Origin of the sequence: Halolamina sp. C58 (assembly GCF_051195095.1) — an archaeon.
GTDB lineage: Archaea > Halobacteriota > Halobacteria > Halobacteriales > Haloferacaceae > Halolamina.
On record NZ_JBNTJY010000001.1, the window covers coordinates 1,571,145 to 1,597,271 of the forward strand.

The 26,127-nt window shown below is 68.4% G+C and carries 26 protein-coding genes and 2 tRNA genes; 15 read left to right on the forward strand and 13 right to left on the reverse strand.

Features of this window, described 5'->3' with window-relative positions; genetic code table 11:
• Nucleotide 1: 1 nt before the first annotated feature.
• The 3 genes from ACQUSM_RS08210 to ACQUSM_RS08220 are packed head-to-tail and all read right to left on the reverse strand — an operon-like array spanning nucleotide 2 to nucleotide 4,229.
• Nucleotides 2–1,885, reverse strand: coding sequence for an SLC13 family permease (locus ACQUSM_RS08210; protein WP_435117586.1), 1,884 nt, complete (start codon nucleotides 1,883–1,885; stop codon nucleotides 2–4).
• A 48-nt stretch (nucleotides 1,886–1,933) separates the two neighbouring features.
• Entirely contained in the window at nucleotides 1,934–2,137 is a 204-nt protein-coding gene (locus tag ACQUSM_RS08215; RefSeq protein WP_435117588.1) for a hypothetical protein, read from the reverse strand.
• Between the two features lie 37 nt (nucleotides 2,138–2,174).
• Nucleotides 2,175–4,229 (reverse strand): DEAD/DEAH box helicase, encoded by a 2,055-nt coding sequence (locus ACQUSM_RS08220; protein WP_435117590.1) that lies wholly within the window; start codon nucleotides 4,227–4,229, stop codon nucleotides 2,175–2,177.
• A gap of 131 nt (nucleotides 4,230–4,360) precedes the next feature.
• Here ACQUSM_RS08220 and ACQUSM_RS08225 point away from each other — a divergent pair, with 131 nt between their 5' ends.
• A complete protein-coding gene (locus tag ACQUSM_RS08225) occupies nucleotides 4,361–4,564 on the forward strand; it encodes a hypothetical protein (RefSeq protein WP_435117592.1) in 204 nt (67 codons plus the stop codon).
• Between the two features lie 42 nt (nucleotides 4,565–4,606).
• Here ACQUSM_RS08225 and ACQUSM_RS08230 read toward each other — a convergent pair whose 3' ends face one another.
• The gene (locus tag ACQUSM_RS08230; protein ID WP_435117594.1) at nucleotides 4,607–4,972 is read right to left on the reverse strand and encodes a cupin domain-containing protein; all 366 of its coding nucleotides are present in this window, start codon (nucleotides 4,970–4,972) and stop codon (nucleotides 4,607–4,609) included.
• 87 nt (nucleotides 4,973–5,059) lie between these two features.
• On the opposite strand from ACQUSM_RS08230, the gene ACQUSM_RS08235 reads away from it, so the two are divergent.
• Entirely contained in the window at nucleotides 5,060–6,238 is a 1,179-nt protein-coding gene (locus ACQUSM_RS08235; RefSeq protein WP_435117596.1) for a CBS domain-containing protein, read from the forward strand.
• A gap of 726 nt (nucleotides 6,239–6,964) precedes the next feature.
• On the opposite strand, the gene ACQUSM_RS08240 is transcribed toward ACQUSM_RS08235, so the two are convergent.
• Nucleotides 6,965–7,035: transfer RNA gene (locus ACQUSM_RS08240), tRNA-His, on the reverse strand.
• 114 nt (nucleotides 7,036–7,149) lie between these two features.
• Here ACQUSM_RS08240 and ACQUSM_RS08245 point away from each other — a divergent pair.
• Nucleotides 7,150–7,605, forward strand: a complete 456-nt coding sequence (locus ACQUSM_RS08245; RefSeq protein ID WP_053947179.1) for a DUF5814 domain-containing protein — start codon at nucleotides 7,150–7,152, stop codon at nucleotides 7,603–7,605.
• Here ACQUSM_RS08245 and ACQUSM_RS08250 read toward each other — a convergent pair.
• Nucleotides 7,602–7,988, reverse strand: coding sequence for a ribbon-helix-helix protein, CopG family (locus ACQUSM_RS08250; RefSeq protein ID WP_435117599.1), 387 nt, complete (start codon nucleotides 7,986–7,988; stop codon nucleotides 7,602–7,604). The genes ACQUSM_RS08245 and ACQUSM_RS08250 overlap by 4 nt on opposite strands.
• A 115-nt stretch (nucleotides 7,989–8,103) precedes the next feature.
• Here ACQUSM_RS08250 and ACQUSM_RS08255 point away from each other — a divergent pair, with 115 nt between their 5' ends.
• Both ACQUSM_RS08255 and ACQUSM_RS08260 read left to right on the forward strand, forming a co-directional pair.
• Nucleotides 8,104–8,298, forward strand: a complete 195-nt coding sequence (locus tag ACQUSM_RS08255) for a cold-shock protein (protein ID WP_049981782.1) — start codon at nucleotides 8,104–8,106, stop codon at nucleotides 8,296–8,298.
• Nucleotides 8,299–8,420: 122 nt separating this feature from the next.
• Complete coding sequence (locus ACQUSM_RS08260; protein WP_435117601.1) at nucleotides 8,421–8,921, forward strand: acyltransferase; 501 nt, start codon at nucleotides 8,421–8,423, stop codon at nucleotides 8,919–8,921.
• A gap of 1 nt (nucleotide 8,922) precedes the next feature.
• Here the strand turns inward: ACQUSM_RS08260 and ACQUSM_RS08265 are convergent, their stop codons facing one another.
• Together ACQUSM_RS08265 and dacZ are read right to left on the reverse strand one after the other, a co-directional pair.
• A complete protein-coding gene (locus ACQUSM_RS08265) occupies nucleotides 8,923–9,726 on the reverse strand; it encodes a mechanosensitive ion channel domain-containing protein (RefSeq protein ID WP_435117603.1) in 804 nt (267 codons plus the stop codon).
• The gene (gene dacZ / locus ACQUSM_RS08270; protein WP_435117605.1) at nucleotides 9,726–10,532 is read right to left on the reverse strand and encodes a diadenylate cyclase DacZ; all 807 of its coding nucleotides are present in this window, start codon (nucleotides 10,530–10,532) and stop codon (nucleotides 9,726–9,728) included. The genes ACQUSM_RS08265 and dacZ overlap by 1 nt, the downstream gene beginning before the upstream one ends.
• 119 nt (nucleotides 10,533–10,651) lie before the next feature.
• Between dacZ and ACQUSM_RS08275 the strand changes: the two genes are divergently transcribed.
• A complete protein-coding gene (locus ACQUSM_RS08275) occupies nucleotides 10,652–11,821 on the forward strand; it encodes an AI-2E family transporter (RefSeq protein WP_435117607.1) in 1,170 nt (389 codons plus the stop codon).
• A 187-nt stretch (nucleotides 11,822–12,008) separates the two neighbouring features.
• Here ACQUSM_RS08275 and ACQUSM_RS08280 read toward each other — a convergent pair.
• From ACQUSM_RS08280 to ACQUSM_RS08290, 3 genes are all read right to left on the reverse strand, one after another.
• Nucleotides 12,009–12,093 (reverse strand) — tRNA-Leu (locus tag ACQUSM_RS08280).
• 75 nt (nucleotides 12,094–12,168) lie between these two features.
• On the reverse strand, nucleotides 12,169–13,035 hold the full coding sequence (locus ACQUSM_RS08285) for a class 1 fructose-bisphosphatase (RefSeq protein ID WP_435117609.1): 867 nt from the start codon (nucleotides 13,033–13,035) through the stop codon (nucleotides 12,169–12,171).
• Nucleotides 13,032–13,856, reverse strand: a complete 825-nt coding sequence (locus ACQUSM_RS08290) for a class I fructose-bisphosphate aldolase (RefSeq protein WP_435117611.1) — start codon at nucleotides 13,854–13,856, stop codon at nucleotides 13,032–13,034. The genes ACQUSM_RS08285 and ACQUSM_RS08290 overlap by 4 nt, the downstream gene beginning before the upstream one ends.
• Nucleotides 13,857–14,107: 251 nt before the next feature.
• On the opposite strand from ACQUSM_RS08290, the gene ACQUSM_RS08295 reads away from it, so the two are divergent.
• From ACQUSM_RS08295 to ACQUSM_RS08305, 3 genes are all read left to right on the forward strand, one after another.
• Nucleotides 14,108–14,701, forward strand: a complete 594-nt coding sequence (locus ACQUSM_RS08295; RefSeq protein WP_435117613.1) for a DJ-1/PfpI family protein — start codon at nucleotides 14,108–14,110, stop codon at nucleotides 14,699–14,701.
• Nucleotides 14,702–14,856: 155 nt separating this feature from the next.
• Entirely contained in the window at nucleotides 14,857–16,218 is a 1,362-nt protein-coding gene (locus tag ACQUSM_RS08300) for a M28 family peptidase (RefSeq protein ID WP_435117615.1), read from the forward strand.
• A gap of 282 nt (nucleotides 16,219–16,500) precedes the next feature.
• Nucleotides 16,501–16,935, forward strand: coding sequence for a universal stress protein (locus ACQUSM_RS08305; RefSeq protein WP_435117617.1), 435 nt, complete (start codon nucleotides 16,501–16,503; stop codon nucleotides 16,933–16,935).
• 9 nt (nucleotides 16,936–16,944) lie between these two features.
• Here ACQUSM_RS08305 and ACQUSM_RS08310 read toward each other — a convergent pair whose 3' ends face one another.
• Nucleotides 16,945–17,628, reverse strand: a complete 684-nt coding sequence (locus tag ACQUSM_RS08310; RefSeq protein WP_435117619.1) for a helix-turn-helix domain-containing protein — start codon at nucleotides 17,626–17,628, stop codon at nucleotides 16,945–16,947.
• A 101-nt stretch (nucleotides 17,629–17,729) separates the two neighbouring features.
• Between ACQUSM_RS08310 and ACQUSM_RS08315 the strand changes: the two genes are divergently transcribed.
• The 5 genes from ACQUSM_RS08315 to ACQUSM_RS08335 are packed head-to-tail and all read left to right on the forward strand — an operon-like array spanning nucleotide 17,730 to nucleotide 23,701.
• Nucleotides 17,730–19,418, forward strand: a complete 1,689-nt coding sequence (locus tag ACQUSM_RS08315; protein ID WP_435117621.1) for an ABC transporter substrate-binding protein — start codon at nucleotides 17,730–17,732, stop codon at nucleotides 19,416–19,418.
• Nucleotides 19,419–19,421: 3 nt separating this feature from the next.
• Nucleotides 19,422–20,378 carry an ABC transporter permease gene (locus ACQUSM_RS08320; protein ID WP_435117623.1) on the forward strand — a complete coding sequence of 319 codons (957 nt, stop codon included), beginning with the start codon at nucleotides 19,422–19,424 and terminating at the stop codon, nucleotides 20,376–20,378.
• A complete protein-coding gene (locus tag ACQUSM_RS08325; RefSeq protein ID WP_435117625.1) occupies nucleotides 20,375–21,358 on the forward strand; it encodes an ABC transporter permease in 984 nt (327 codons plus the stop codon). Before ACQUSM_RS08320 ends, ACQUSM_RS08325 begins: the two co-directional genes overlap by 4 nt.
• A gap of 1 nt (nucleotide 21,359) precedes the next feature.
• Nucleotides 21,360–22,406, forward strand: coding sequence for an ABC transporter ATP-binding protein (locus ACQUSM_RS08330; RefSeq protein ID WP_435117627.1), 1,047 nt, complete (start codon nucleotides 21,360–21,362; stop codon nucleotides 22,404–22,406).
• Nucleotides 22,403–23,701 carry an ABC transporter ATP-binding protein gene (locus tag ACQUSM_RS08335; protein WP_435117629.1) on the forward strand — a complete coding sequence of 433 codons (1,299 nt, stop codon included), beginning with the start codon at nucleotides 22,403–22,405 and terminating at the stop codon, nucleotides 23,699–23,701. Before ACQUSM_RS08330 ends, ACQUSM_RS08335 begins: the two co-directional genes overlap by 4 nt.
• Here the strand turns inward: ACQUSM_RS08335 and ACQUSM_RS08340 are convergent.
• Nucleotides 23,698–24,357, reverse strand: a complete 660-nt coding sequence (locus ACQUSM_RS08340; protein ID WP_435117631.1) for a DUF1028 domain-containing protein — start codon at nucleotides 24,355–24,357, stop codon at nucleotides 23,698–23,700. The two genes, ACQUSM_RS08335 and ACQUSM_RS08340, sit on opposite strands and share 4 nt — an antisense overlap.
• A gap of 88 nt (nucleotides 24,358–24,445) precedes the next feature.
• Between ACQUSM_RS08340 and ggt the strand changes: the two genes are divergently transcribed.
• A complete protein-coding gene (ggt, locus tag ACQUSM_RS08345; protein WP_435117632.1) occupies nucleotides 24,446–26,095 on the forward strand; it encodes a gamma-glutamyltransferase in 1,650 nt (549 codons plus the stop codon).
• Nucleotides 26,096–26,127: the final 32 nt, after the last annotated feature.

Here is a 26,127-nt window from a genome sequence, read left to right on the forward strand (position 1 = left end):
GTCAGATCGCGATCGGGATGCCGAACATCGTCGCGATCCCGAGCGTCGTCACGCCCATCAGCAGCAGTTGGAGCGGGCCGCCCACCCGGACGTAGTCCGTAAACCGGTAGCCACCGGGGCCGTAGACGAACAGGTTCGTCTGATACCCCACCGGCGTCATGAACGCCGTGCTCGCCGCGAACATCACCGCGAACAGGAACGCAGTCGCGCTGGCGTCGACGGCCTGTGCGGTCTCGACGGCGACGGGGATCATCAGCACGACGCTGGCGTTGTTGCTGATCACGTTGGTCAGCAGCGCGGTGAGTAGGTAGAACACCGCGAGCACGCCGATCACAGGGAGCGCCGCCGAGGACGCGACGACCCCCTCCGCGAGCAGCGAGGCGGCGCCGGTGCGTTCGAGCGCGATCCCCAGCGGGATCACGCCCGCCAGCAGGAGGATCACGTCCCACTGCACCGCCTCGTAGATCTCCCCGGGGTCGAGACAGCGCGTGACGACCATCGCGAGCGAGCCCGCCAGCGCGGAGACGACGATGGGGAGGATCCCCAGCCCCGCGAGCGCGACGACGGCGGCGACGATGCCGATCGCGAGCCCGGTCTTCTCCTCGCGGTAGTCGTGGTGTTCGACCTCCCCGATCAGGATGAACTCCCGGCCGCCGTCGATCCGCTCGATCGTCTCCGTCGGCGCCTGCACCAGCAGCGTGTCGCCGACTTTCAGCGGCACCTCGTCCATCCGGCGGCGCACGACCTCACGCCCCCGGCGGAGCGCGAGCACGGTCGCGTTGTAGCGCTGCCGGAAGCCGATCGAGGTCAGCGACTCGCCGACCAGCGGCGAGCCCGGGGCGACAACGACCTCGACGAGGTTCTGGCCCGCCTCGGCCTGTTCGAGTTCGGCCTCGTCGACGGGCACGTCCACCAGATCCAGCCCTTCGAGGTCGAGCAGCGAGAGCAGCGTGTCGCGGTCGGTCCGGAGCGTGAACGTGTCGCCGGCCTGAATCTGCTTTGGGCCGAGCGGTTCGAGGAACACCTCCTCCCCGCGGATGAGCTGGAGCAGGTCCACGTCGAGATCGCCCTCGGCCAGCGCGTTCCTGACTTTCCGGCCGACGAGCGGGGAGTCCTCCCGGACGGTCACTTCCGTGAGGTAGTCGCCGACGCCGAACTCCTTGGTCAGGTCGTCGGTGGGCTCGATCCGGGCAGGGGTGAGCCAGCGACCGACGGTCAGCAGGTAGGCGATGCCGACCAGCATCACCACGACGCCCAGCCCCGTGAACTCGAACATCCCGAGCTCGTGGAGGTCGGTGTTGGCGTACTCCGGCGCCGCAGCCAGCCGCGCGGCCACGTCGCTCGCGAGCACGTTGGTCGAGGTGCCGATCAGCGTGAGCGTCCCGCCGAACATCGAGGCGTACGACAGCGGGAGCAGGAGCTTCGAGGGTGAGGTGTTGCCGCGGTTGGCCACGTCGGTCACCATCGGGAGCAGGATCGCGACCGCGGCGGTGTTGTTGATGAAGCCCGACACCGGCGAGACGATCCCGACGATCGCGCTCAGCTGTTTCGTCTCGCTGTCGCCGGTGATCCGGCCGATGTACTCCCCGAGCGTCTGGACGATCCCCGTCCGGCGGACGCCCTCGCTGAGGATGAACATCGCGAGCACGGTGATCGTCGCGGGGCTGGCGAAGCCGGAGAGCCCCTGCTCGGGCGTGATCATCGTCACCTGCCCCGCGAGGACGCCGGCGTCGGCGAGCAGCCCGGTGACGGGCTCGACCAGCATCAGCGTCACCATCACCCCCAGCGCGGTGATGTCGACGGGGACGGGCTCCGTCGCGAACAGCACCAGCGCCGCCAGCACGATCAGGGCGACGACGACGACTCCGGGCGTGATCGCTGCCACGGAGGTGTGGTTGCCGCCGCTCGGCAAAAGGGTGCGGGTTCCCGTCGATCAGTCCCGGTCGGCGAACGCGGCGCCGAAAGCGGCGCCCAGCGCGATGCCGATCCCCATCCCGATCGCGAGGTTCTCCAGCGACAGGCCGATCGCCGCGCCGAGCGCGACGCCGAGACCCATCCCCAGCGCCATGGCTTCGTCGTCGTCCATCGCTTCGGACTCGTCGTCGGTCGGCTCCTCGGGCACCTCGTCGGTCGTCATGTGAGAGCCGGGAACGCGCGGGGAGAAGTCGATTTCGCTACAGCTCCTGTTCGGCGAGTTCGAGCGTCGCCACCTGCTCGTAGGGGCTCTTCCCTTCGCGGATCCCCTCGAGGATCAGGAACGCGTCGTCGGGCGAGAGGAAGTGACTCGTGACGGCTCGCCCGAGCGGTGTGGCTTCGAAGCCGTCGATGAACTCCCACTCCAGCAGCTTGCCGACGGCGTGTTTGGTGGGCACGTCGCCGATCATGCGGTCGTTGAGTCGCTTCGCGAGTTTGCCCGCGACGGCGATGTTCGCCAAAGTCTCCTCGGCGGCGGCGTTCTCGTCGTACACGGTCGAGACGTCCTCCATCTCCCCCTTGAGCAGCTTGAACGCGATCTCGTCCTCGGTGGCCTCCATCGAGGCGTGGTAGCTGCAGTCCGGTTCGACCAGCAGGTACACCTTCCCCTGATCGTGGTAGTCGGGGCGACCCGCGCGGCCGAGCATCTGGGAGAACTCCTGCACCGAGAGCCACTCGATCCCCATCGCGAGCGAGTCGAACACCACCTGCGAGGCGGGGAAGTCCACGCCCGCGGCCAGCGCGGCGGTGGTGACGACCGCCGCGAGCTCCTGATCGCCGAACTGGCGCTCGACCTGCTTGCGCCGGCCGTAGTCGAGCCCGGCGTGGTACGGCGCGGAGTCGTACTCCAGCTTCCGGGAGATCTCGTGACAGCGCCGCCGGGAGTTGGTGAAGATGATCGTCTGCCCGCGGTACCCCTTCGAGGACTTGCTGTCGAACTCCCGCCTGACGAGCCGGTCCTCGATCCGGAGCTTCTCGCGGCCGTCGGCGAACGTGACGTGGCGCTCGATCGGCACGGGCCGCTCCTCGAACTCGATCAGCGTCGCGCGGAGCTGTTCGGCCAGCCACTCGGGGTTGCCGACCGTCGCGGAGAGATACACGTACTGCGCGCCGTCGTACTCCGACCGATCCTTCGCGCGCTGCTCGCAGTAGTGTTTGAGCCGGGAGATCATTCCGTCGAGGCGGTGGCCGCGTTCGCCCTCCTTCAGGCTGTGGACCTCGTCGATGACGACCGTCCCGATGTCGCCCATGTCCTTGCCGGTCCGGAGGCCGTGGTCGATCCCCTCGTAGGTGCCGACGATCACGTCGGCGTTGGGGTCGAACTGGGCGCCGGAGTCGGTCACCCGGGAGCCGCCCACTCGCAGGGTCACGTCGAGGATGTCGCCGTAGCGGTCCTGGAAGTCCTCGTGTTTCTGGTTCGCGAGCGCGACCAGCGGGACGAGGAAGAGCAGCTTCCCCCCGCCCTTCAGCGCGCGGTCGACGCCGGCGAGCTCGCCGACGAGGGTCTTCCCCGTCGCCGTCGCGGAGACGACGAGCTGATCGTCGCCGTCGAACAGCCCGTTCTCGACGGCGAGACTCTGAACCGGGAGGAGGCTGTCGAAGCGGTCCTCGATCATCGACTGCAGTTTCGGGTGGAGATCGAGGTCGCTCGTCGGGTAGGGGTCGACCTCGTCGGTGGTGGCGGAGATCGTGTCGAACTTCGTGAGGTCGGGGTCGAGCTCCCCTTGGAGGAGGTCGGTGATGCGGTCGAGATCGCCCACCTCCAGCAGGAGCTCCTCCAGCCGCTCCTGTGCGGCGCCGGTGAACTGCCCCTTGTACGCGAGTTCGCGTTCGAGCTCCTCGACGGCGCAGTCCTGACAGATGTAGTCCCGGTCCGCGGAGATCGCGGTCTCCTCGGTGATCGGGGAGTAGCGGCCGGCGTTGGCGCAGTACCGACAGGTGCGGACCACGAGCGCTTCGAGCTGGTAGCCGTCGAGCATCGCCTGCAGGCGCTCGCGGCCCGCGGGAGAGGTCTGCTCGGAGATGCGGATGCGTTCGGCGCGGCGGGCGAGTTCGACGAACTCCTCCGGGCGCATCGGCTCGCCGCCGTCGTCGTCGGACTGCAGGAACCGACGGGGGCGGGGGCCGGCGTCGGTCTCCTTGAGTTCGAGCGTGCCGCGGAACACCCGTGAGCCGTCACGGAGGACGACGACGCGGTAGTCGTCGCCGGACTCGTGGAGGAACAGGGTGTCGACGCGGGCGACCTGCTGAGACACGAGTGGGCGTACGCGAAACGGGTACTTCAGCCATGCGGTCGGCGCGAAGCAGTGGCACGGGAATTCGGCGCATGCGGGTGTAACACAGCCTCACGGAGGGTTTACCACTCCCGAACGGCTACCCTCCGGTAATGACCCCCTCCGCACGCACGAAGGCGACGCTGTTCTGCTCCGTCTGCGGGCACGAGAGCCCGCCGGACGGCGACTGGGACGAATCGGCGACGACCACCGAGCTCGGCGAGCGGATCGCGCTCTCCTGCCCGGACTGTACGACGACGATCACGCGCCGACCTACCGGCAAGCGGAGCGTCGACGCCGTGGTCGCGAGCGACTGAGCGCCGACCGTCGTCCAAGCAGGGCAGAAACTGCCCGCGGCGTTACTCGACCAGTTCGATCGTGTCGTCGCCGTTGGGCACCGCACAGAGGAACGCGCCGGGGCGGTCGCTGTCGTTCCGGTACCAGTGGACCGCGCCGGCGGGGATCAACAGCGAGTCGCCGGCCGAAACGGTGTACTCCTCGTCCTCGATCCCGACGACGTACTCGCCCGCGAGCACGTACTGCTCGTGTTCGACCGCGTTCGTGTGCTCGGGGACCGCGGCGCCGGCGTCGAGTTCGAACCGCCGGATCGCGAAGTTCGGCGCGCCGTCGCTCTCGTCGAGCAGGACGCCTTTCTGCAGCCCCTCGGCGGCATCGACGGGCTCGTACTCGATCTCCTCGCTGCGTTTCACGACGTGATCGACCATACCGGTCGTTCGGCGTCGGGGCGCTAAACCGTGACGGCACGGGCCGCGGCGACCGCCTTTTTCACTCCGTCGCCCGAACCGGTCTGTATGCGAGGAATCCGTCTCGGGAGCATCTTCGGCATCCCGATCAAGCTCGACGCCACGTTCCTGCTGATCCTGCCGGTGTTCGCCTACCTGATCGGGAGCGACGTGACGACGCTGGTCGAGGAGGTGTTCAACCCCACGTTCGGCGCCGGGATCGAGACCGGCGTGTTGACACAGGGGTACACGCCGTTCGCGCTCGGCGCCGCGGCGGCGATCGGCCTGTTCACGTGCGTGTTGCTCCACGAGCTGGGCCACTCGGCGGTCGCGATGTACTACGGCTACGAGATCGACTCGATCACGCTCTGGCTGCTCGGCGGCGTCGCACAGTTCGCCGAGATGCCCGAGGACTGGAAGATCGAGTTCCAAGTCGCCGTCGCGGGGCCGATCGTCAGCGTCGCGCTGGGCGCGCTGGGGTACGCCGGCTTCTCACTCGTCGCCGGCGGCGGGCAGCCGATCGCGACGTTCCTGCTGGGCTACCTGATGGTCGCGAACGTCACCCTCGCCGTGTTCAACATGCTTCCGGGGTTCCCGATGGACGGCGGGCGCGTGCTGCGGGCGCTGCTCGCCCGGACGCGGACCCACGCCCGCGCGACCCAGATCGCCGCGGAGGTCGGGAAAGGGTTCGCGCTGCTGCTGGGGCTGCTCGGCCTGTTCAGCGGCCCGAACCTGCTGCTGGTCGCGCTCGCCTTCTTCATCTACATCGGCGCGGCGGGCGAGGCCCAGCAGACCGTGCTCAAGGCGGCGTTCCAGGGCGTCACCGTCGGCGACGTGATGACCGCGGAGCTCCACACCGTCAGCCCGGACGACAGTATCGCCGACCTGATGGGCCGGATGTTTCGCGAGCGCCACACCGGCTACCCGGTGGTCGAGAACGGCGAACTCGTCGGCATGGTGACGCTGTCGGACGCCCAGTCGGTCGACGAGGTCGAACGCGACGCGATGCGCGTCGACGACGTGATGTCGACCGACGTGTACACCGCGACGCCCGACACGGAGGCGATGGCGGCGTTCCAGACGATGCAGGAGCACGGCGTCGGGCGCCTGCCCGTCGTCGACGCCGACGGCGAGCTCTGCGGGATCATCTCCCGGACGGACCTGATGACCGCGTTCGACATCATCCAGCAGAGCGGCGCCGCCCCGAGCGAGACGATGGGGCCGAACCTCTCGCCGTTCGGGCGGTAAGCGGCGTTTTCGGTGGGTTTTGGTGGAGGTCAGTCGTCGGTACTCTTGGTTGGGATCGTGGTTTCTTCATCGAGGGATGGTACAGCAACAGCAGTTCGATCGTTGGCCACTTGCGACCGCACCGCCCCGCACAGCCCGCACACCACCCCAGCCGATTCGCTTGTTCGCTCCGCTCACTCGCTCATCCCTCGCGCTCGCTCGCGGACGGAGCCGCGAGCGCCCCGCGCCGACAGCCACAGTGGTGCGGTCGCGGGGCGGTGGACGCCTCGCGGCCGTCGACGGTCGACGGCCGCGGGGGGAGGGGTGGGGACTCGGCGCTGCGCCGTCGACGAGAGCCGCAGGCTCTCGTCTGCCAATCAGAAATCTCCGATTTCTGATGACGAACCTCGTGTTCGGCGCACTGCGGTCACAAGTAGTCAAGCATCGAGAGGCTGTTGCTGTCCCCCGAACAGTCGTCACTATCCACTGGATAGAAGCCAGCGAACGAGGGCGCGGGAATTGAACCACGGTCGTTCCGCTCGCTACGCTCGCTCCACTCCCTGATTCAATTCCCTTACTGACGGACCTTCGGCTGCTCACGTTCGTTCGCAGCCAGAAGGTCCGGGCGCGGGAATTGAACCGGAGCCAGACGTGCTCGCTCACTCCGTTCGCTGCGCGCGACTGGCAGGGTTCAATCCCTTACCGATGGACTCGTGTCTCCTCGCGTAGTTGCTCGGAGACAACGAGGTCCGGGCGCGGGAATTGAACCCGCGTCTCAGCCCCCACAAGGCTGAAGGATACCACTACCCCAGCCCGGACACACCGATTCCTACCACGGTTTCAGGGAAATACGTTACGACATTCCCGGCCCCGTGACACGCCGCCGCAGGGGAGCGAGAGGCTTTTGCCGCCGACTCGCGTAGCCGTCGGTAGTGGCGATCACCGACAAGATCTACGTGAAGAACCACCGGCAGATCGCCTCCCAGTTGGAGCGCTCGATCCCCAAGGGCGCGTTCAAGGGGGCGACGCTGGATCTTCTCTTTACCGGTGACGGCATCGAGAAGCTCGACGAGGCGACCCGCGAGAAGGTGCTCGACTTCGCGGAGGACTTCCTCGACTGCGACTGCGACAACAACCCCTACTGCGGCCACCCCGAGGAGAAGTTCATCCAGTACCTGCTCGAACTCCGCGCGCAAGGACTGGGTCCCGACGCGATCGTCGACACGATGTCCGCGGAGTACATGCTGTACGCCTACTCGGGCGACGTGCTCTCCTTCCTCGACAGCTCGATCCGGCGGCTGGAAGCCGTCGAATCGCTGGCGGAAGTCGAAGGGGACCGAGAAGCCGCACGGCGTGCTCGCGAAGCGAAACAGGAACTCTCGGGCTAACCGATCTGGTACGTGTTCTCGTCGCCGTCGAGATCCTCCAGCTTGACGACCTCTTCGGCCTCGTCGGCCTGCTCGCGCAGGTAGTCGATGTAGCGTTTGTGCTCCTCCAGCTGCTCGCGCAGGTGGTCGGCCTCCAGCTCCAGCCGCTCGTGCTCGCGGATGAAGCTCTTCGATACCTCCACCGTCGGCGGGAAGCTCTCCTCGTCCTCGGCCTCGCGATCGGCGGGGACGAGATCCACCTGCCCGTCGTGAGCGACGAGCGTGTCGACGTAGTCCCGGAACACCGCCGACAGCGAGAGCTCCCGTTCCTCCGCGATCTCCCGCAGCGCCTCGAACGCGTCCTCGTCGACGCGGAAGGAGATCGTCTTGCTCTTGGTCCCCATCTCGCCCGGCGGTTGTGAGCGGCCGAACTTAAGCGTTTGTGGGCGGCGAACCGGCGATCGTGCGGGTCACGCTCTCGAAAGGGTTATCCGAGAGCGGGGCGTTGCTTCGGTTGCAATGGCGACTGGAACGGTTGATTTCTTCAACGACACGGGCGGTTACGGTTTCATCGAGACTGAGGACGCGGACGAAGACGTCTTCTTCCACATGGAAGACGTGGGCGGCCCGGACCTCGAGGAAGGCCAGGAAGTTGAGTTTGACATCGAACAGGCCGACAAGGGCCCCCGCGCGACGAACCTGACCCGCCTGTAAGTCGGTTCTTCGCTGCGGATTTCTGCGTTTATCACACCGAGTAGCGGCCGCGCTCGCGGTCCGAGTGACGACACCCCGAGAGCGTCCCCTGTCGTTTTGTCTCCCCCCGACCAACCCCGTCCATGAGCGACGACACGCGGTTCGATCGGCTGGACCGCCACGCCACCCCCGGCCCGCGGAACTCCCTCCGCCACTGGCCCGACGCCAAATCCCCGCTGCGGGTAGCGCTGAACTACGTCGCGGTCTGGCTGATCCGGATCTCCCCCAGCCTCCGGCTGAAGAACTGGCTGCTCCGGCGGCTCGGCGCCGACGTGGGCGAAGGGGTCTCGTGGGGGCTGGAAGCCACGCCGGACGTGTTCTGGCCCGAGCGCATCACGCTGGGCGAGGACGCCATCGTCGGCTACGACGCGACGCTGCTCTGTCACGAGTTCCTGCAGGAGGAGTACCGCCTCGGCGACGTGGTCGTCGGCGACCGGGCGATGATCGGCGCGGGCGCGATCGTGCTGCCGGGCGTCGAGATCGGCGACGACGCGCAGGTCGCAGCGAACTCGCTGGTGACCGAGGACGTTCAGGAGGGAGAGACCGTCGCCGGCGTGCCCGCGGAGCCGCTGGACCGGGAGTAGGCTACTCGCCGTGGACGATCACGATCCCGCCCTCGAACACGCGGTCGTTCGGGACGATGTACTCCTCACCGTCGGACTCGATGTGGGTGACGAACAGGTCGATCTCCTGAACTATCCCGCGCTGGTCGCCGATCTTCACCTCGTCACCGATCCCGTACGGCTCGTTCAGGAACAGGTACAGCCCCGCGGCCGCGGAAGTGAGGAGCTGCTTGCCGGCGACGACGGCGAACACCACCAGCGCGAGCGCGTACAGCGCCAGCAGCACGACCAGCGCGAACGTCGCGATGCCGATCTGGTCGAGCGCGAGCACGATCGCGACGTAGAAGACGCTGTACTTCGCCGTGGTCGGGACGATCCCGATCTGGGGGAGCTTGACGCTCCGGAGCCGCTCGGAGAGCAGGAGTTCGATCTTGTCGCCGACGACGACGCCGACGATCAGGATCAGCAGGGCGACGAAGAAGCTGGGGAAGAAGCCGGTCGCGCGGGACCAGAACTGCTCGGCGTAGCTCGGCTCCGCGATGGAGATCGCGACGATGCCGCCGAGGATCACGATGAACCACCCCGAGAGCTGTGAGAGGATCGCGACCGTCGAGGTGCCGATGCCGCGGACGGTGCGCTCGAACGCCGTCCCCTCGATCGTCTCCGGCAGGCCGGCCCGCCGGAGCAGCCCGGCGTTGACTTTGACGACCAGCCACGCGAGGATCACCGCGAGGGCGAACACGCCCAGCGCGAGCCAGATACGCTCGGGAACCGCGCCCAGCGGACCGCCGACCTCGAACCCGGGCTGGAGGGCGATCGATGGCATCAGTAGTCCTCCGGGTCGATCTCCAGAATCAGCTCGCCGCCCTTGAACGCCCGCACCATCCCGTCGGACTCGGAGAGCACGATCGCGGTGGCGTTGGTCGCCCGGGTGACCGCCGCGCCGGCCATGTGGCGGGTGCCCAGCCCCTTCGGGATGTCGACGCCCTCCGCGCCCGGTTCGAGGTAGCGGTACGCGGAGACGATCTTCCCGGAGTCGCTGATGACGAACGCACCGTCGAGCCGCGAGAACTCCTTGAGCATCACGTTCACGATCGGGTCACCGACGTGGACGTGGGACTTCTCGAAGGGGTTGTAGCTGAGCGGCCGGGACTTGTTCATCACCTTCCCGGCGTCGCCGATCACGAACAGCGCGCCGACGGGCTTGCCCTTCTGCCCTTTCTTCCCCAGTTCGATCACGACCTCGAACACGTCGCGGATGACGCCCGGGTCCGCACGCGAGTTCGCGAACAGGTCGTACACGCCGGAGTGCATCGACTCGTCGGCGCGCACGCGAACGACGGAGTCGTGGTCGTCGAACACGCTGACCACGCACGCCACCTCGTCGCCGTCGTCGACGATACCCCGATCCATCGCGCCCTCGACGCCGAACTTGATCCGGTCGCGGACGTTCTCGAACTCCAGCGGGAGCTCGACGAACACCTCGGCGTCGACGACGTTCTCCGGCGCGATAACCACGACTTCCCCGTCGAGATCCTCGAACCGTTCGTAGAACCCGCTGCTGGGTGAAAACACGAACAGGGCGTCCAGATCCGCCGTCAGGTCGTCGAGGAGATCGGCAGGGGTCGACATTATCAAGAATAATCCCGCCCGTGGATCAAAGGGTTTGTGGGTCTGTCAGACGGGCGTCCGACGCCGATCGGCCCGAGCGCTCCAGCAAACTTTAGACCGAACGGAATGATGGGTCGCGTATGGACGAGAGACGGCTGATTATCGCCCTGTTCGGCGTGGCCGTCACGGCCGTAGTCGGCTTCCTCGCACACCGGTTCGTCGCCCCGCTGACGGTGTCGGTGTTCCTCTACTACTCGACGCGTCGGTACTTCAAGTTCCTCCGGCGGCTCCGGCTCCCCGCGCGGGTGCGTGCGGTGACGGTGCTCGTCTCGCTCGCGGTGCCGCTGTTGCTGCTCGTGAGCTACGCGACGGTGCTGCTGGTGATCGAGGCGCGGTCGTTCGTCGAACAGTACTCGCTGCTCGACGTGGCGGCGACGGAGGTCGAGTGGCTCGGCGGGATCGACAGTATCCCGGAGTTCACCGTGCAGGGGTTGTACGAGGCGTACCAGTCGGGGGACCTCTCCCCGTTCATCCAGTTCGCGAGCGACCACGCGGAGCTGCTGACCTCGCTGGTCTCGGGCTTCTTCCTCAACCTCTTCGTCGTCGTGATCGTCACCTACTACCTGCTGCTCGACGGCCGGCGGATGCGCGACTGGCTGCTCCGGTTCGACGACGACGCCATCATCCGGGAGTATCTGGAGGCCGCCGACGAGGAGCTGGAGTCGGTACTGTTCGGCAACCTCCTGAACGTGATCGCTATCTCGCTGATCGCGATCGCGTCGTTCACCGCCTACAACGCCGTCGCCCCGGCTCCCGCTGAGGTCCCCTACCCCGCGCTGGCGGGGACGCTGACGGGCATCGCGAGCCTGATCCCGGTGGTGGGGATGAAGATCGTCTACATCCCGCTGACGGCCATCGCCGCGCTCCCGATCGTGCTCGGCGGCGACCAGTCGCTGCTCGTCTACATCGTCGGCTTCCTCGCCGTCGCGGTCGTCGTCGTCGACACGATCCCGGACATCCTGCTGCGGCCGATCCTGAGCGGGGAGAACACCCACGTCGGGCTCCTGATGCTCGCGTACACGCTCGGCCCCGTGGTGCTGGGGTTCTACGGGCTGTTCTTCGCGCCGATCGTGCTGGTGGTCGCCCTGACGTTCGCCCAGACCGCGCTGCCCCGGCTGCTCGGCGCCGACGAGGACGAGGGGATCTCGTCGGACCAGATGCGGATCCGTGACTTCACCGAGCAGAAGGGGTTCCGGGAGAGCGTCCGGGAGCGGGTTCGCGGTGGGGTCACTGGGGACGATCGTCAGTAGCTGCGCTGTTCGCTTCCGCGTTTTCGGAGGGTAAAGACGACCCGGCGTTTCGTTCGATGCGTTGGACCGGATTCGAACCGGAGCGAGAAATGCTCGCTCACTATGTTCGCTGCGCGTTCCTCGCAGGGTTCGGAATCCGCTCCTGCTCCCTCCTTCGTTTTCTCGCTCCGCTCGAAAACTCAGTCAGTGCGCGGGACCGGATTCGAACCGGCGGACCCCTACGGGATAGCGTCCTAAGCGCTACGCCTTTGGCCTGGCTCGGCAACCCGCGCGCACCTCCCACTACGCCCCAATCGCCGTAAGAAACTGTCGTTCGTCTCGCGGCGCGAGGCCGACGGCGGCCGGCCTCAGTCCGCCAGCGCCGCTTCCAGCCGGTCGACGTACGCCTCGTTCCCGACGTGAACGGGCACGCGCTGGTGGAGTTCCGTCGGTTCGACGGTCAGCAGCGACTGCTCGCCGTCCGAGGAGGCGCCGCCGGCGGCCTCGATTATCTTCGCGATCGGCGCACCCTCGAACTGCAGGCGGAGCTTCCCGTTCGGTGCCGACTCCAGCGCGGGGTAGGCGAAGATCCCGCCGTAGCTCAGCACCTGGTTCACGTCGCCGACCATCGCGCCGCCGTAGCGGAGTTTGAGCTCCGTCTCGACCTCGCGGGCGTACTCGCGGAACGGATCGGGCCAGTCCGGTACGCGGCCGCCGAACCCGTAGACGACGGGGTCGTTCGGTAACGTCACGTCTTCCTCGACCGCGCGCATCTCGCCGCCGTCGAGCACGTACGTGGTGACGGTGCCCTCACGAGCGACGGTCATCGTCGTGATCGGCCCGTAGAGCACGTAGGCGGCGGCGACCAGATCCTCGCCCTTCGCGGGCAGGGACTCGTCGGCGACGCCGACGATCGTCCCCATCGCGTTGTTCGACGCGAGGTTCGAGGAGCCGTCGAGGGGGTCGATCGCGACCGCGAGGCTCCCCTCGCCGGGCTCGCCGTCGCCGACCTCGGCGACCGCCTCCCGCTCCTCGCTGGCGTACTCGACGACGCCGTCGATCGCACCCAGCGCCTCGAAGAACAGCTCGTCGGCGTGGACGTCCGCGGCGGTTACCGTCTCGCCGGAGGGGTTCTCGACGCCCGCCTCCGTGAGTCGGCGCCCCGGGAGCCCGTCGCGGACGTCGGGTGCGACCGCCGCGACCGTCTCCAACACGTCGTCGACGGTGTCGCTCATCCGTCCAGCGTCGCCTGCGCGCCGTGACTCTCGACGGCCGCGAGCGCCTCCTCGACGGAGGTCTCCTCGAAGATGATCTTCTCCAGCCCGTCGAGCAGCGCCTCGGGGTTCTCCCGCTGGAAGACGTTCCGGCCGACCGCGAGCCCCTTCGCGCCGGCGTCCATCGCCTCCTTCACCGTCGAGAGGAACGCCTCGTCGGACGCCTTCGAACCGCCGGACATCACCACGTCCGTCGACGCCGCGGCGTCGCAGGCATGGGCCATCGCCTCGGGGTCGCCGGGGTACTTGATCTTCGCCACGTCGGCGCCGAGTTCGAGACCGAGGCGGGCCGCGTAGGAGATCGTGCCGGGCTTGGTGTCGTTCTTGACGCCCTGCCCGCGCGGGTAGGACCACATCACGACGCCCATGTCGCGGTGCCGGGCAGCCTCCTGTGCGTCGCGGAACTCCTCGGCCATCTCGACCTCGTGGTTCGAGCCGCCGTAGAGGGTGAAGCCGATGGCGTCGGCACCGAGCTCGTCGGCGTACTCTACCGACCAGTTCACCGCGGAGTCGTGCTCGCCCATCCAGAGGTTCGAGGTGCCGTTGATCTTCGCGAGCAGGTTCACCTCGTCCTCGTAGTCGGGGTAGTGCGCCTCCGCGACGCCCTTACCGACCGCGAGCGCGGTGACGGCGTCGTGGGTCGCTACGTCGAACACGTGCTCGGGGTCCTTCGACTCCGGCACCGCCTCGAAGTCGACGGGGCCGTGTTCGAGCCCGTGGTCGTACGCCAGAATCAGCAGCTTGCCGTCGCGCGAGATGGGGTCAGTTGCGCCGGGGATCATACTCGGCGTTCGGGCGAGTCGACACAAAAAGCTATCCAAGCGCCGCCTCGCGGCCGCCACATACACCTTTCCGTTGGGGTCGATACTCGGCCGACAGCTCCCGGATCCGGGGGCGCCAGACGACGCCTCAGCCCCGATTCTCGTCGTTCGCTCGTCGACCGTAACACGCGATTTCGGGATTTACGACGGGGCTACCCCGGTGAACCGACGTAATACCTAATAGCTCACCGCCCGTATCTCTTGGCGGATACATGTCAAGCAAGAAGATTCTAGAGATCGTCGGCGACTTCGTCGAGGACTACGAAGTGATGGTACCGTACCAAGCCCTCGAGATGGTCGGGCACGAGGTTCACGCCGCCTGCCCCGAGAAGGACGAGGGCGACGTGGTCAAGACCGCGATTCACGACTTCCGCGGCGACCAGACGTACCTCGAGACCCGCGGACACGACTTCGGCGTCGACGTGACGCTCGAGGAGATCGACCCGGCCGACTACGACGCGCTGGTGGTCCCGGGCGGGCGCGCCCCCGAGTACCTGCGCACGTACGACTCCGTGATCGAGACGGTGCAGCACTTCTTCGAGGAAGACAAGCCCGTCGCGGCGCTGTGTCACGGCCCGCAGATCCTCGCCGCCGCTGGCGTGCTGGAGGGACGAGAGGCCACCTCCTACCCCGCGGTGCGCGCGGAGGTCGAAGGCGCGGGCTGTGCGTGGGTCGACGGGACCGTCCGCGACGGCAACCTCGTCACCGGGCAGGCGTGGCCCGACCACCCCGAGTGGCTGGCCGAGTTCCTCGACGTGCTGGGGACCGAGATCGACCACGCCGACCCCGTGGCCGCGGACGACTGATTCCGTCGGCGCGGCGCTCGCTCACGGTACACGAGACTGTCCGCCCACTTTTTCGAGGCCGTGGTTCCGCGCGGCACAGCACCCGTTCGAAGTTCGGCTCCTCGCTCTTTCCGCGATCCGCACCCCTTTATCCCACGGCCGAAACAGCGTCGAATATGGTCCACCTACCCGACGCCGTCGTCGGCGACGCACAGACGAGCCTGTTCGCGTGGAACCGGCTCGAGGAGCTCGTCGACGTGGGCAACCGCATGGCCGGGCAGGCCGGCGAGGCAGCCGGCGCCGAGATCGTCCGGGAGGCGTTCGAAGACGCCGGGCTCCGGAACCCCCGAATCGAGGAGTTCGAGATCCCCGGCTGGTGGCGCGGCGAGTCGTCACTGACCGTCGAGTCGCCGAGCGAGCGCGTCCACGAGGGGAGCCATCAGGTCGTCGCGCTCCCGGGCACGCCCGCGGGCGAGGCGACCGCGCCGATCGTCGACGTGGGCGACGGCACGTACGAGGAGTTCGAGGCCAAGAGCGCCGAACTCGACGGCGCGATCGCGATGGCGACGAGCGACACCCCGGAGTCGGCCGACCGCTGGCTCCACCGGATGGAGAAGTACGTCAACGCCGCCGACCACGGCGCGGTCGCGTTCGTGTTCCGCAACCACATCGAAGGGGCGCTCCCGCCGACGGGCGAGGTCGGCTACAACAACCGCCCCGGGCCGATCCCTGCCGTCGGCGTCTCGAAGGAGGTCGGCGCGCGACTGGCGCGCTACGCGAAGGAGGGCGACTGCGAGGTCACCGTCGAGGTGGACTGCCGGAACGAGCCCGCGACCTCCCGGAACGTCGAAGCCTACGTCGGCCCCGAAGGACCGGACGAGGGCGGCGAGGCCGACGAGATCCTCGTGACCGCCCACGTCGACGCCCACGACATCGCCGACGGCGCCAACGACAACGGCGCCGGCTCGGTGCTCGTCGCCGAGGTCGGGCGGCTGCTCTCGCAGGTCGCCGACGATCTCGACAGCCGCGTCCGGCTCGTCACGTTCGGCTCCGAGGAGATCGGCCTGCGCGGCGCCTACCACTGCGCGGAGACGATCGACCTGTCGAACGTGAAGTGCGTGATCAACCTCGACGGCGCCTGTAGCTCCCGGAACCTCCGCGTCGGCACGAACGGCTTCGACGAGCTCGGCGAGCTGTTCCGCTCGGTCGCCGCCGACTTCGACGCCCCGATCTCGACGGGGGCGACCATCTCGCCCCACGGCGACCAGTGGGCGTTCGTGCAGGAGGGCGTGCCGGCGACGATGACCGGCACCAGCTCCGACCAGTCCGGTCGGGGGTGGGGCCACACCCACGCCGACACGCTCGACAAGCTCGACTCTCGAGACCTGCGCGACGTGGCGACGCTGGTGACTGAGGCGGCCTACCGCGCTGCACAGGAGGAGTTCGAGGTCGAGTCACGCAGCCGCGAGGAGACCCGTGACGCGATCGACGAGGGGTACGTACAGGAGTTGAAGATGGGCGGGCGGTGGCCGTACTGAGCCACGGCACGCGACCTGTCGCGCGCTCCGTCGCGCGACCACGAAGCCTCCGCCGTGGCTCTGTCGGACTGAAACACGGCACGCGACCGCTCGCGGCCTCCGTGCCGCGAGCACGGACCCTCCGCCGTGGCTCTGTGGAACTGAAACACGGCACGCCACCTGTCGCGCGCTCCGTCGCGCGACCATGGAGCCTCCGCCGTGGCTCTGTGTACTGAAACCCCGAAGTGAGTGGCCGCGGCGACGGCCGGTAGTTTTTCGCCCCACGAAGCCGACCTGTCAGCCATGTCCGAGACCGTACTCGTCGCCGTCGACGGATCGCCGCAGTCCGACGCCGCGCTCGACCACGCGATCGAGCAGTTCCCCGACGCCGATATCGTCGCGCTGACCGCGGTCGACCCCGTCGCGGCCGGCTACAGCACCGCCCCCGGCCCCGACGCCGGCGGCTACCCCGGCGAGTGGATCGAGCAGGCCAACGACCGCGCCGACACCATCCTCGACAACGCCGTCGAGCACGCCGCCGATCAGGGTCGGGAGATCGACACCGTCCGCGTCACCGACCGGCCGGCCCGGGCGATCGTCGACTACGCCGACGAGGAGGGCGTCGACCACATCGTGATCGGTAGCCACGGCCGCACGGGCGTCACGCGCGTGCTGCTGGGCAGCGTCGCCGAGAACGTCGTCCGCCGCGCCCCCTGTCCGGTGACGGTCGTCCGCTGACCGCCGCCGTCAGTAGAGGTGGCCGCCGATCTCCTCCATCACTTTCGCCTCGGCACGGGCGAGATGCTCCCACGCCGTCGTGCGTGACACGTCGAGCTCCTCGGCGATCTCCTCGACGGTGGTATCGTGGTCGACGCCGTAGTAGCCGGACTCGATCGCGGCCCGCAACGCGTCGCGCTGTCTGGGGGTGAGCACCGTCAACAGCTTCGAGGCGTCGAGCTGTGGCTCCATCGTGAGCTGGCTCAGCTCCACGTTCCGTTCGAGCCGCACGTCGTTGCCCCACGCCTCGATCCGTTCGATGATGTCGTTGAGCCGGTCGGGGTCCTCGAGGTAGATCGTCCAGCGCTCCCACCCGCCCGAGATGGTCGTTCCCATCCGGTGGTGGATCCCCATGTCCGAGAGCCGCTCGGAGATACTGTCCCACTGGTTCACGTCGACGGTCATGGAGACGTACACTCGTTCGCCGCCGAGCGCCGACAGCGGTTCCGCTTCGACGACGGGCTCGGTCTCCCGGAACTGCTCGATGAACTCGGGGATCGAGTCGGCGTCGCCGACGAGTTCGATGATGCGCCGCCGGGTGTCGCCCCGCCCGGTCATCGACGACACCGACCGCATCGTCACCTCGGGGAACGCCGCCGACACCGTCTGTTCGGGCTCGCCGTGGTGGCGGATCCGGAGCACGACTTCGCGCATGGTCGCCCGTCGGCGCCGACGGGGAAGCGGCTTTCGGCTGTGACCCAGATATATTTGGGGTGATACTCATGGTGATGTGGTAAATACACTCACACACGACTATGGCACCCGATACCGAGTGGACCGACGAAGCACTGAGCGGCCCCGAGATCGACAGGCGCACCGCGATCTCGCTGCTTGGTGCGGCCGGGCTGGGCGGGCTGGCCGGCTGTACCGGCGGCGACGGCACCGAGACCCCGACCGAGGGCGGGATGGGCAGCGACGGCACGGCGAGCGCCACCGCGACGCCCCCCTCGGAGGACCAGTTCGGCGGCCGACTCCAGGCCGGCTGGTTCACGGGCGCGATCGAGCAGATGGACCCGCCGTACATCAGCGTCGGGCAGTACTTCCAGCTCGCCGCGAACGTGTTCAACGGGCTGACGACGCTCGAGCCCGACCTCACCGTTCGTGGTGATCTGGCTGAGGACTGGACCGTCGAGGACAACGGCGCGACGTTCACGTTCCAGCTCCGCGAGGGCGTGACGTTCCACAACGGCGAGGAGTTCACCGCCGAGGACGTCCGCTACACGATCAACCGTACCATCGAGGAGGGTGCCCCCGCCGCCTCGAAGCTCTCGTCGCTCCAGCCGGTCGACGAGGGCGGCGTCGAGGTCGTCGGCGACTACGAGGTCACGCTCCGGTTCGAGGAGCCCAACGCGGTCGCGCTGATCTACCTGACCCGCGGCCCCGGCCGCGCGGCGACGATCGTGAACCAGACCGCGATCGAGGAGATGGGCGCCGACCAGTACGGCGTCACGCCGGTCGGGACCGGCCCGTTCGAGGTCACCGAACACGAGGTCGGCAGCGGCGTCACCCTCGACGCGTACGACGACTACTTCGAGACCGACGAGGACGGAAACCAGCTCCCCTACCTCGACGGGATCGACGTGCAGCCGATCCCCGAGCCGGCGTCGATCGTCAACGCGCTCCGGGCGGGCGACATCGACTTCGCGAACATGCTCCCGCTCCAGAACCTCCAGCAGATCGAGGACGCTCAGAGCGCGGAGGTCGACTCCCAGCCGGGGATCAACTGGACCGGGCTCGCGATGAACCAGGAGCGCGAACCGTTCGGCGACCGACAGGTCCGCCGCGGGATCGCGAAGGTGATCGACAACCAGGCGTTCGTCGACTCCGCGTTCTTCGGCAACGCGCTGGCGGACACGGGCGTGCTCAACAAGGGGACCGCGTGGGTCTGGCGCGAGGAGAGCGAGAAGCCCAGCGACCAGCAGTACGCCCCCGAGGAGGGGCAGCAGCTGCTCCAGGACGCCGGCGCCGACGGCGCCAGCTTCTCGATCCTCGCGAACTCCGGCAATCTCCGCGCCGCCGAGGCGATGCGGAACCAGCTCAACAACGCCGGGCTGGACGTGAGCATCGATCAGGTCACGTCGTCGACGTACTGGACCCGCTACGAGGAGGGGGATTACGACACGACCATCTCCGGGAGCGTCATCGACCCCGACCCCGACCAGTCGCTCTGGAACTTCTACCGCCTGCCCGACGAGGGCGGCGTGTGGAACTGGGTCAACCACGTCGACGAGGAGGTCCACGAGCTGCTGGCCGAGCAGCGCTCGACGGTCGACCGTGACGCGCGCCGCGACGTGCTCTGGGAGCTCGAGGACCACCTGATCCAGGACGTGCCTCACGCCTACCTCCACCACCAGGACGACATCGCGGGCGTCAGCACCAGCGTGCAGGGGTTCACCCACATCCCCGGCCTCCGCTACTTCCACACGGTGTACCTCGACGAGTAATCGATGTGGCGATACATCGCGAAACGCGTCGCTCACGCCCTGTTCGTCATGTGGCTCGTGGCGACCACGGTGTTCCTGGGGCTGCGATCGATCCCCGGCGGGCCCGTCCGTGCGATGCTCGGACAGGAGGCGACGCCGGAGGCCGTGGCGTCGCTTCGGCAGGAGCTGGGGCTCGACGAGCCGTTGCCGGTCCAGTACGTCGACTGGCTGGCCGGCATGTTCGTCGGCGACTTCGGCACCAGCATCACCTCCGGCGCGGAGGTGAGCGCGCTGATCGCCCAAGCGGCACCGCGCACGCTCTCGATCGCGCTGTTCGGCGTGCTGCTCGGGCTCGCGGTGTCGATCCCGGCCGGCGTCGTCGGCGCGACCCGACGGAACCAGCCCGCCGACTACGCCGCGACGATCGCCGCGTTCCTCGGTATCTCGATGCCCGCGTTCTTCGTCGGCATCCTGCTGGCGATCGTGTTCGGCGTCTGGCTGGGCTGGTTCCCCGTCGTCGGCTACACGCCGCTGTCGGAGGGGTTCGTGCCGTGGCTCAGGAGCATCGTCCTGCCGGGGATCGCCGTCGGCCTGCCGTACGCCGCCGGCGTCACCCGGATGATGCGGTCGTCGCTGATCGAGACGTTGGACGAACAGTACATGCGGACCGCGCTGGCCAAGGGCGTGAAAAGCGACGTGCGGCTGTACAAGCACGCGCTCCAGAACGCCCTGATGCCGGTGGTGACGATCGCGGGGATCCAGCTCGCGCTCGTGCTCGGCGGCACGGTCACGGTCGAGATCGTGTTCGGCGTGCAGGGGCTTGGTCGGCTGCTGGTCAACTCCATCCTGGAGCGCAACTACCCGGTGACCCAGGTCACCATCCTGCTCATCTCCGGTATATTCGTGTTCATGAACCTCATCGTCGACATCGCCTACACAGCAATCGATCCGCGCGTCCAGTACGGGGGTGAGGGCGGATGACCGACAGCCCCTCATACGCCCGCAACGACGGCGAGTTCGGCGTCGGCGAGGTGCCCCCGGAGTACGACGTCGAGGAGACCGTCGAGGAGCACAAGTCCACCGGCGCCCGGATCGTCGAGGCGCTGCGGGCGAACAAGCTCGCGCTCGCCGGCGCGGTCGCGATCGTGCTGCTGGTGCTCGTGGCGGCGTTCGCGCCGTTCGTCGCCCCGCACGGCCCCGAGGAGCAGTTCGGCTTCATGCAGGAGCCGATGAGCCAGTCGACCGGCGACTTCGACGGTGACGGGCAGATGGAGACGGTTACCCACTACCTCGGGACCGACTCCTTCGGCCACGACATCCTCACCCGGATCATCTTCGGCGCCCGCGTGTCGCTGCTGGTCGCGCTCGCGACGGTGGCGTTCGCGTTCACCGTCGGGACGACGCTCGGTATTCTCGCCGGCTTCTACGGCGGCTGGGTCGACAGCGTCGTGATGCGCTACATCGACTTCCAGTGGGCGTTCCCCGAGATCATCTTGGGGGTGGGGATCATCGCGGTGATGGGCGGGCTCGGCGTCACCAACGTCGTGCTCGCGATCGGGATCGCGTTCATCGACGACTTCGCGCGGATCATCCGCGGGGAGGTGCTGTCGATCCGCGAGGAGGAGTACATCACCGCCGCCCGCGCGGTCGGAATGAACGACGTCCGCATCATGTTCAAGGAGATGCTCCCCAACGCGGTCGCGCCGCTGATCGTGCAGGCGACGCTGATGATCCCGTTCGCGATCCTCGCCGAGGCGGGGCTGTCGTTCCTCGGACTGGGCGTCAAGCCCACCACGCCGACGTGGGGGCTGCTGATCTCCGACGGTCGGCAGTTCATCTCGCGGGCGTGGTGGATCTCCGTGATGCCCGGGCTCGCGATCATGGTCACCGTGCTCGCGTTCAACACGCTGGGCGACGGGCTCCGGGACGCGTTCGACATCTCCGAGGAGGAGGTGAACTGAGATGAGCGAGCCAGTGCTCGAAGTCCGCGACCTGCAGACCCAGTTCCCGACCGACCGCGGCGTCGTCAAAGCCGTCGACGGCGTCGACCTCACGATCGAGTCCGGCGAGATCGTCGGCCTCGTCGGCGAGTCCGGCTCCGGCAAGAGCGTGCTCGCCGACAGCGTCGTCGGCATCGTCGAGGAGCCCGGCGAAATCGCCGGCGGCGACGTGCTGTTCAACGGCGAGTCGCTGCTCGAGATGTCCGAGGCCGAGCGGGAGTCGATCCGCGGCGGCAACGTCTCGATGGTGTTCCAGGACCCCATGAACAGCCTGAACCCCACCCTCCGGGTGGGCGAGCAGATCGCCGAGACGGTCCGGCTCCACCAGGACGTTGGGGAGTCGGTGTCGCTGTCGGCGGAGATGAAACGCAAGATCGTCGGCGCCGCCAAGAACGGCGAGGCGTGGCGCCGGGCGATCGAGATGCTCGAAGCCGTCGAGATCCCCGAGCCCGACGCGCGGGCGACGGACTACCCCCACGAGTTCTCCGGCGGGATGCGCCAGCGCGCGATGATCGCGATGGCGCTGTCCTGCGAGCCGGACCTGCTGGTCGCCGACGAGCCGACGACCGCGCTCGACGTGACGATTCAGGCCCAGATCCTCGACGAGCTCGAGGGGCTGAAAGACGAGTTCGACACCTCGATCCTGCTGATCACTCACGACCTCGCGGTGGTCGCGGAGACCTGCGACCGCGTGAACGTGATGTACGCCGGCGAGATCGTCGAACGCGCCGAGACCGAGACGCTGTTCGCGTCGCCGGAACACCCCTACACGCAGGGGCTGATCGCGAGCACGCCGCGGCTGGAGGACGCCGACCGCGACCTCCAGCCGATCGAGGGGAACGTCCCCGACCTGATCGACATCCCCTACGCCTGCCACTTCGCGCCGCGCTGTCCGGAGTCGAACCGCGAGTGTTTCGAGGTCGACCCGGAGTTCCGTGACGTTGGGAAGCCTGACGACGACCACGAGGCGGCGTGTCTCCGCCGCGGCCCGGAGGGGGAGCAGCTATGAGCGCCGACACTCCCCTGCTCGCGGCCGAGGACGTGAAGAAACACTTCGACCAGTCCGACGGGTTCCTCGACCGACTGCTCGGCGGGGCGGGGCTGGTCAAAGCCGTCGACGGCGTCGACCTCGAACTCCGCGAGGGGGAGACGCTCGCGGTCGTCGGCGAGTCCGGCTGCGGGAAGTCGACGCTGGGGCAGACGCTGCTGAACCTCCACTCCGCCACCGACGGCTCGATCGAGTTCCGCGGCGAGGAGCTGACGGGGCTCTCCGACCGGGAGATGCGCCCGTACCGCCGGCGGATGCAGATGATCTTCCAGGACCCGCTGGCGTCGCTGAACCCGCGTCAGACCGTCGGCGACATCGTGACCGCGCCGATGGAGGTCCACGACATCGGCGAGAGTGACGCGGACAGGCGCGAACGCGCCGAGGAGCTGCTGGAGCGAGTGGGGCTCAAGGCGGCCCACGTCGACCGCTACCCCGGCCAGTTCTCCGGCGGCCAGCAGCAGCGCGTCGGGATCGCCCGCGCGCTCGCGGTCGAGCCCGAGATGATCGTGGCCGACGAGCCCGTGAGCGCGCTCGACGTCTCGGTGCAGGCCCAGATCCTCCAACTGCTCGACGACCTACAGGAGGAGCTCGGCCTCTCGATCCTGATGATCACCCACGACCTCTCGGTCGTCCACCAGGTGGCCGACCGCGTCGCGGTGATGTACTTGGGCGAGATCGTCGAGACCGCGCCGGTGGGGGAGCTGTTCGAGCACCCGAACCACCCCTACACCAAGTCGCTGCTGTCTGCGGTGCCCCGGATCGACCCCGAGGCCCGCGAGGACCGCATCCTGCTCGAAGGGACGGTCCCTTCGCCGATCGATCCGCCCGAGGGCTGTCGGTTCCACACCCGCTGTCCGGAGGTGATCCCGGGCGACGACTGGGCGGGCGACCAGCCCGCGTTCCGTCGGGCGTTCACGTTCCGGAACCGCGTCGAGAACGGTGAACTCGATCCAGAGGCAGTCCGTGACCGACTCGAAGCGGAGTCCGACGACGTGAGCGACGACGACGTGGCAGCACGACTGATCGAGGGCGCCCTGCCCGGCGAGATCGAGTCGCTGCCCGACGACGCGGCCGAGACGGTGCGGACGGCCGCGAAGCAGGTGGTCGAGGGCGACGAGGACGCGGCTGTGGAGACGGTCGGGGTGTTCACCTCGCCGTGTATCGAGGAGACGCCGCGGGTCGTCGAGCCGGGAGCGAACCGGACGGCGGCGTGTCACCGGATCGACCCCGACCACCCCGCCGCCGAACTCGACTAGTCGAAGATCCGTTCCTTCGACGACTCGCTGAACCCGTCGCTGGCCTCGACGGCCGCCTCGTACACGCGGCGGAGTTCTTCGACGGGGGTCTCGTGCTCGTCCACGCGGAGGTCGTGGAACGCGGTCGTCTGTGGCGCCTTGATCAGGATGGCCGCCGAGGAGTGGCCGCGCTTGTCGCCGCCCGCCTCGACGCCGGCCGCGAGCGCGTCGAGCAGGCGGTCGCCGATCCGGCCGTCCGAATCCTCGAACGCGTCGATGACGGCGGGCAGGGTGTCACCCGTAGCCAGCATGTTGCCCGCCGCGGTGATGCCGTCACGGACCTCGTGGCCGGCCCACTCGTCGCAGTCCGCACCCGTGAACCCGAACTCGTTCTCTCGGGCGTCGACGCCGTGGAGTTGGCGGAGTTCGCTGTGATCGTCCTGTTCGAGCAGCCCCGGCAGCGCGTCGTCGACCGCGAGGTCGGGGAGGAGGTCGATCCCCCGGCGGCCGAGCCGGACGTTGACGAAGCTCTGGGTCGCGACCGCCCCCTCGTGGCTGACGTACGGGCAGAGCGCCCCCACTGCGGGGGCGTCGGTCGCGACCGCGACGGCGAAGGCGGGGCCGTCGCCGGCGTCGTGGTCGGCCGACGGGACGCGTGTGCAGACGGAGAACGTCATGGGTGGAGCGTGTGTGGCAGGGTGAAAAAGCCACGCACCGAATCTATTTGGGGAGGTACTTTACCCCCCTGGACCCCTCCCCACGGATATGTCAGAGCCGGATCTCGATCGATTCACTTCGCGCCGGTCGACCGTCTACGGCGCGGAGGGCGTCGTCGCCACCAGCCAGCCCCTCGCCTCGCAGGCGGGGATCTCCGTCCTGCGGGACGGCGGCAACGCGTTCGACGCCGCAGTCGCGACCGCGGCCGCGCTGAACGTCGTCGAGCCCACCTCGACGGGACTGGGCGGCGACGTGTTCGCGCTGTACAAGACCGCCGACGGCGACGTGGGCGCGATGCGCTCCTGCGGGGGCGCGCCCGCCGACGCGACGCTCGAGAACGTCCGCGAGGCCGTCGCCGCGGAGTCCGACGAGGATATCGACCCCGAGGACGCCGAGATGCCGATGACCGGCGCACAGGCCGTGACCGTGCCCGGCACCGCCCGCGGCTGGGAGCTCACCGCCGAGGAGTTCGGGAACAAGGGGCTGGGCGAACTGCTCCAGCCGGCGATCCGCTACGCGACCGAGGGCTACCCCGTCTCCGAGGTCGTCTCCGCGCAGTGGCAGCACGCCGAGGAGCTGTTCACCGACGAGCACGCCCGCGAGGCGTTCCTGTTCGACGGCGAGGCGCCGAGCACGGGACAGGAGGTCACGCTCCCCCGGCTCGGCGAGTCCCTCGAGACCATCGCCGAGGAGGGCGCCGACGCGTTCTACGAGGGCGAGATCGCCGAGCAGATCGCCGACGAGGTGCAGTCGAAGGGCGGCTTCATGACGACGGAGGACCTCGCGAACTTCGAGCCCGAGCTGCTCGATCCGGTGTCGACGACGTACAACGGCGCCGAGATCTACGAGCTCCCGCCGAACAACCAGGGGCTGATCGCGCTGGAGGCGCTCAACGTCGCCGAGGAGATCGGCGCCGGCGAGTACGACCTCGACAGCCCCGAGCGCGTCCACTACTTCGCCGAGGCGATGAAGGTCGCGTTCGCGGACGGCCACCACTACATCACCGACCCCGAGTACGAGGACCACCCGCCGCTGGGCTCGAAGGAGTGGGCCGAGGAGCGCGCGGACCTGATCGGCGAGAGCGCCAACCACGACGTGAGCTTCGGCGTCGAGGGGAGCAACGCCGAGGACGCCGACACCGTTCTCCTCTGTGTCGCCGACAGCGAGGGGAACGTCGTCTCCTTCATCAACTCCCGCTTCGCCGGCTTCGGCTCCGGACTCGTCGCGGGCGACACGGGGATCGCGCTCCAGAACCGCGGCTCGTCGTTCTCGCTGGACGAGGACCATCCGAACGTCATCGAGCCGGGGAAGCGCCCGTTCCACACGCTCGTCCCCGCGATCGCGGACTTCGCGGCCGACGACCCCGAAAAGGAGGACTGGGCCGCCTTCGGCGTGATGGGCGGGTTCATGCAGCCCCAGGGCCACCTGCAGGTGATCTCGAACATCGTCGACTACGACCTGCCGATCCAGGCCGCGCTGGACCTGCCGCGCTGGCGCTACCGCGAGGACGGCTCGCTCGCGGTCGAGGAGCGCATTGACGCCGACGACCAGCTCCTGACGAAGCTCACCCGCAAGGGCCACGAGGTGCAGGTGCTCTACCCCGGCCTGTTCGGCGGCGCCCAGATCGTCCGCAACGAGGACGGAACGCTGTCGGGCGCGACCGAGCCGCGGAAGGACGGGAACGCACAGGGGTACTGACGCCGGAACGCAACGACTACTGCGCCCGCGCC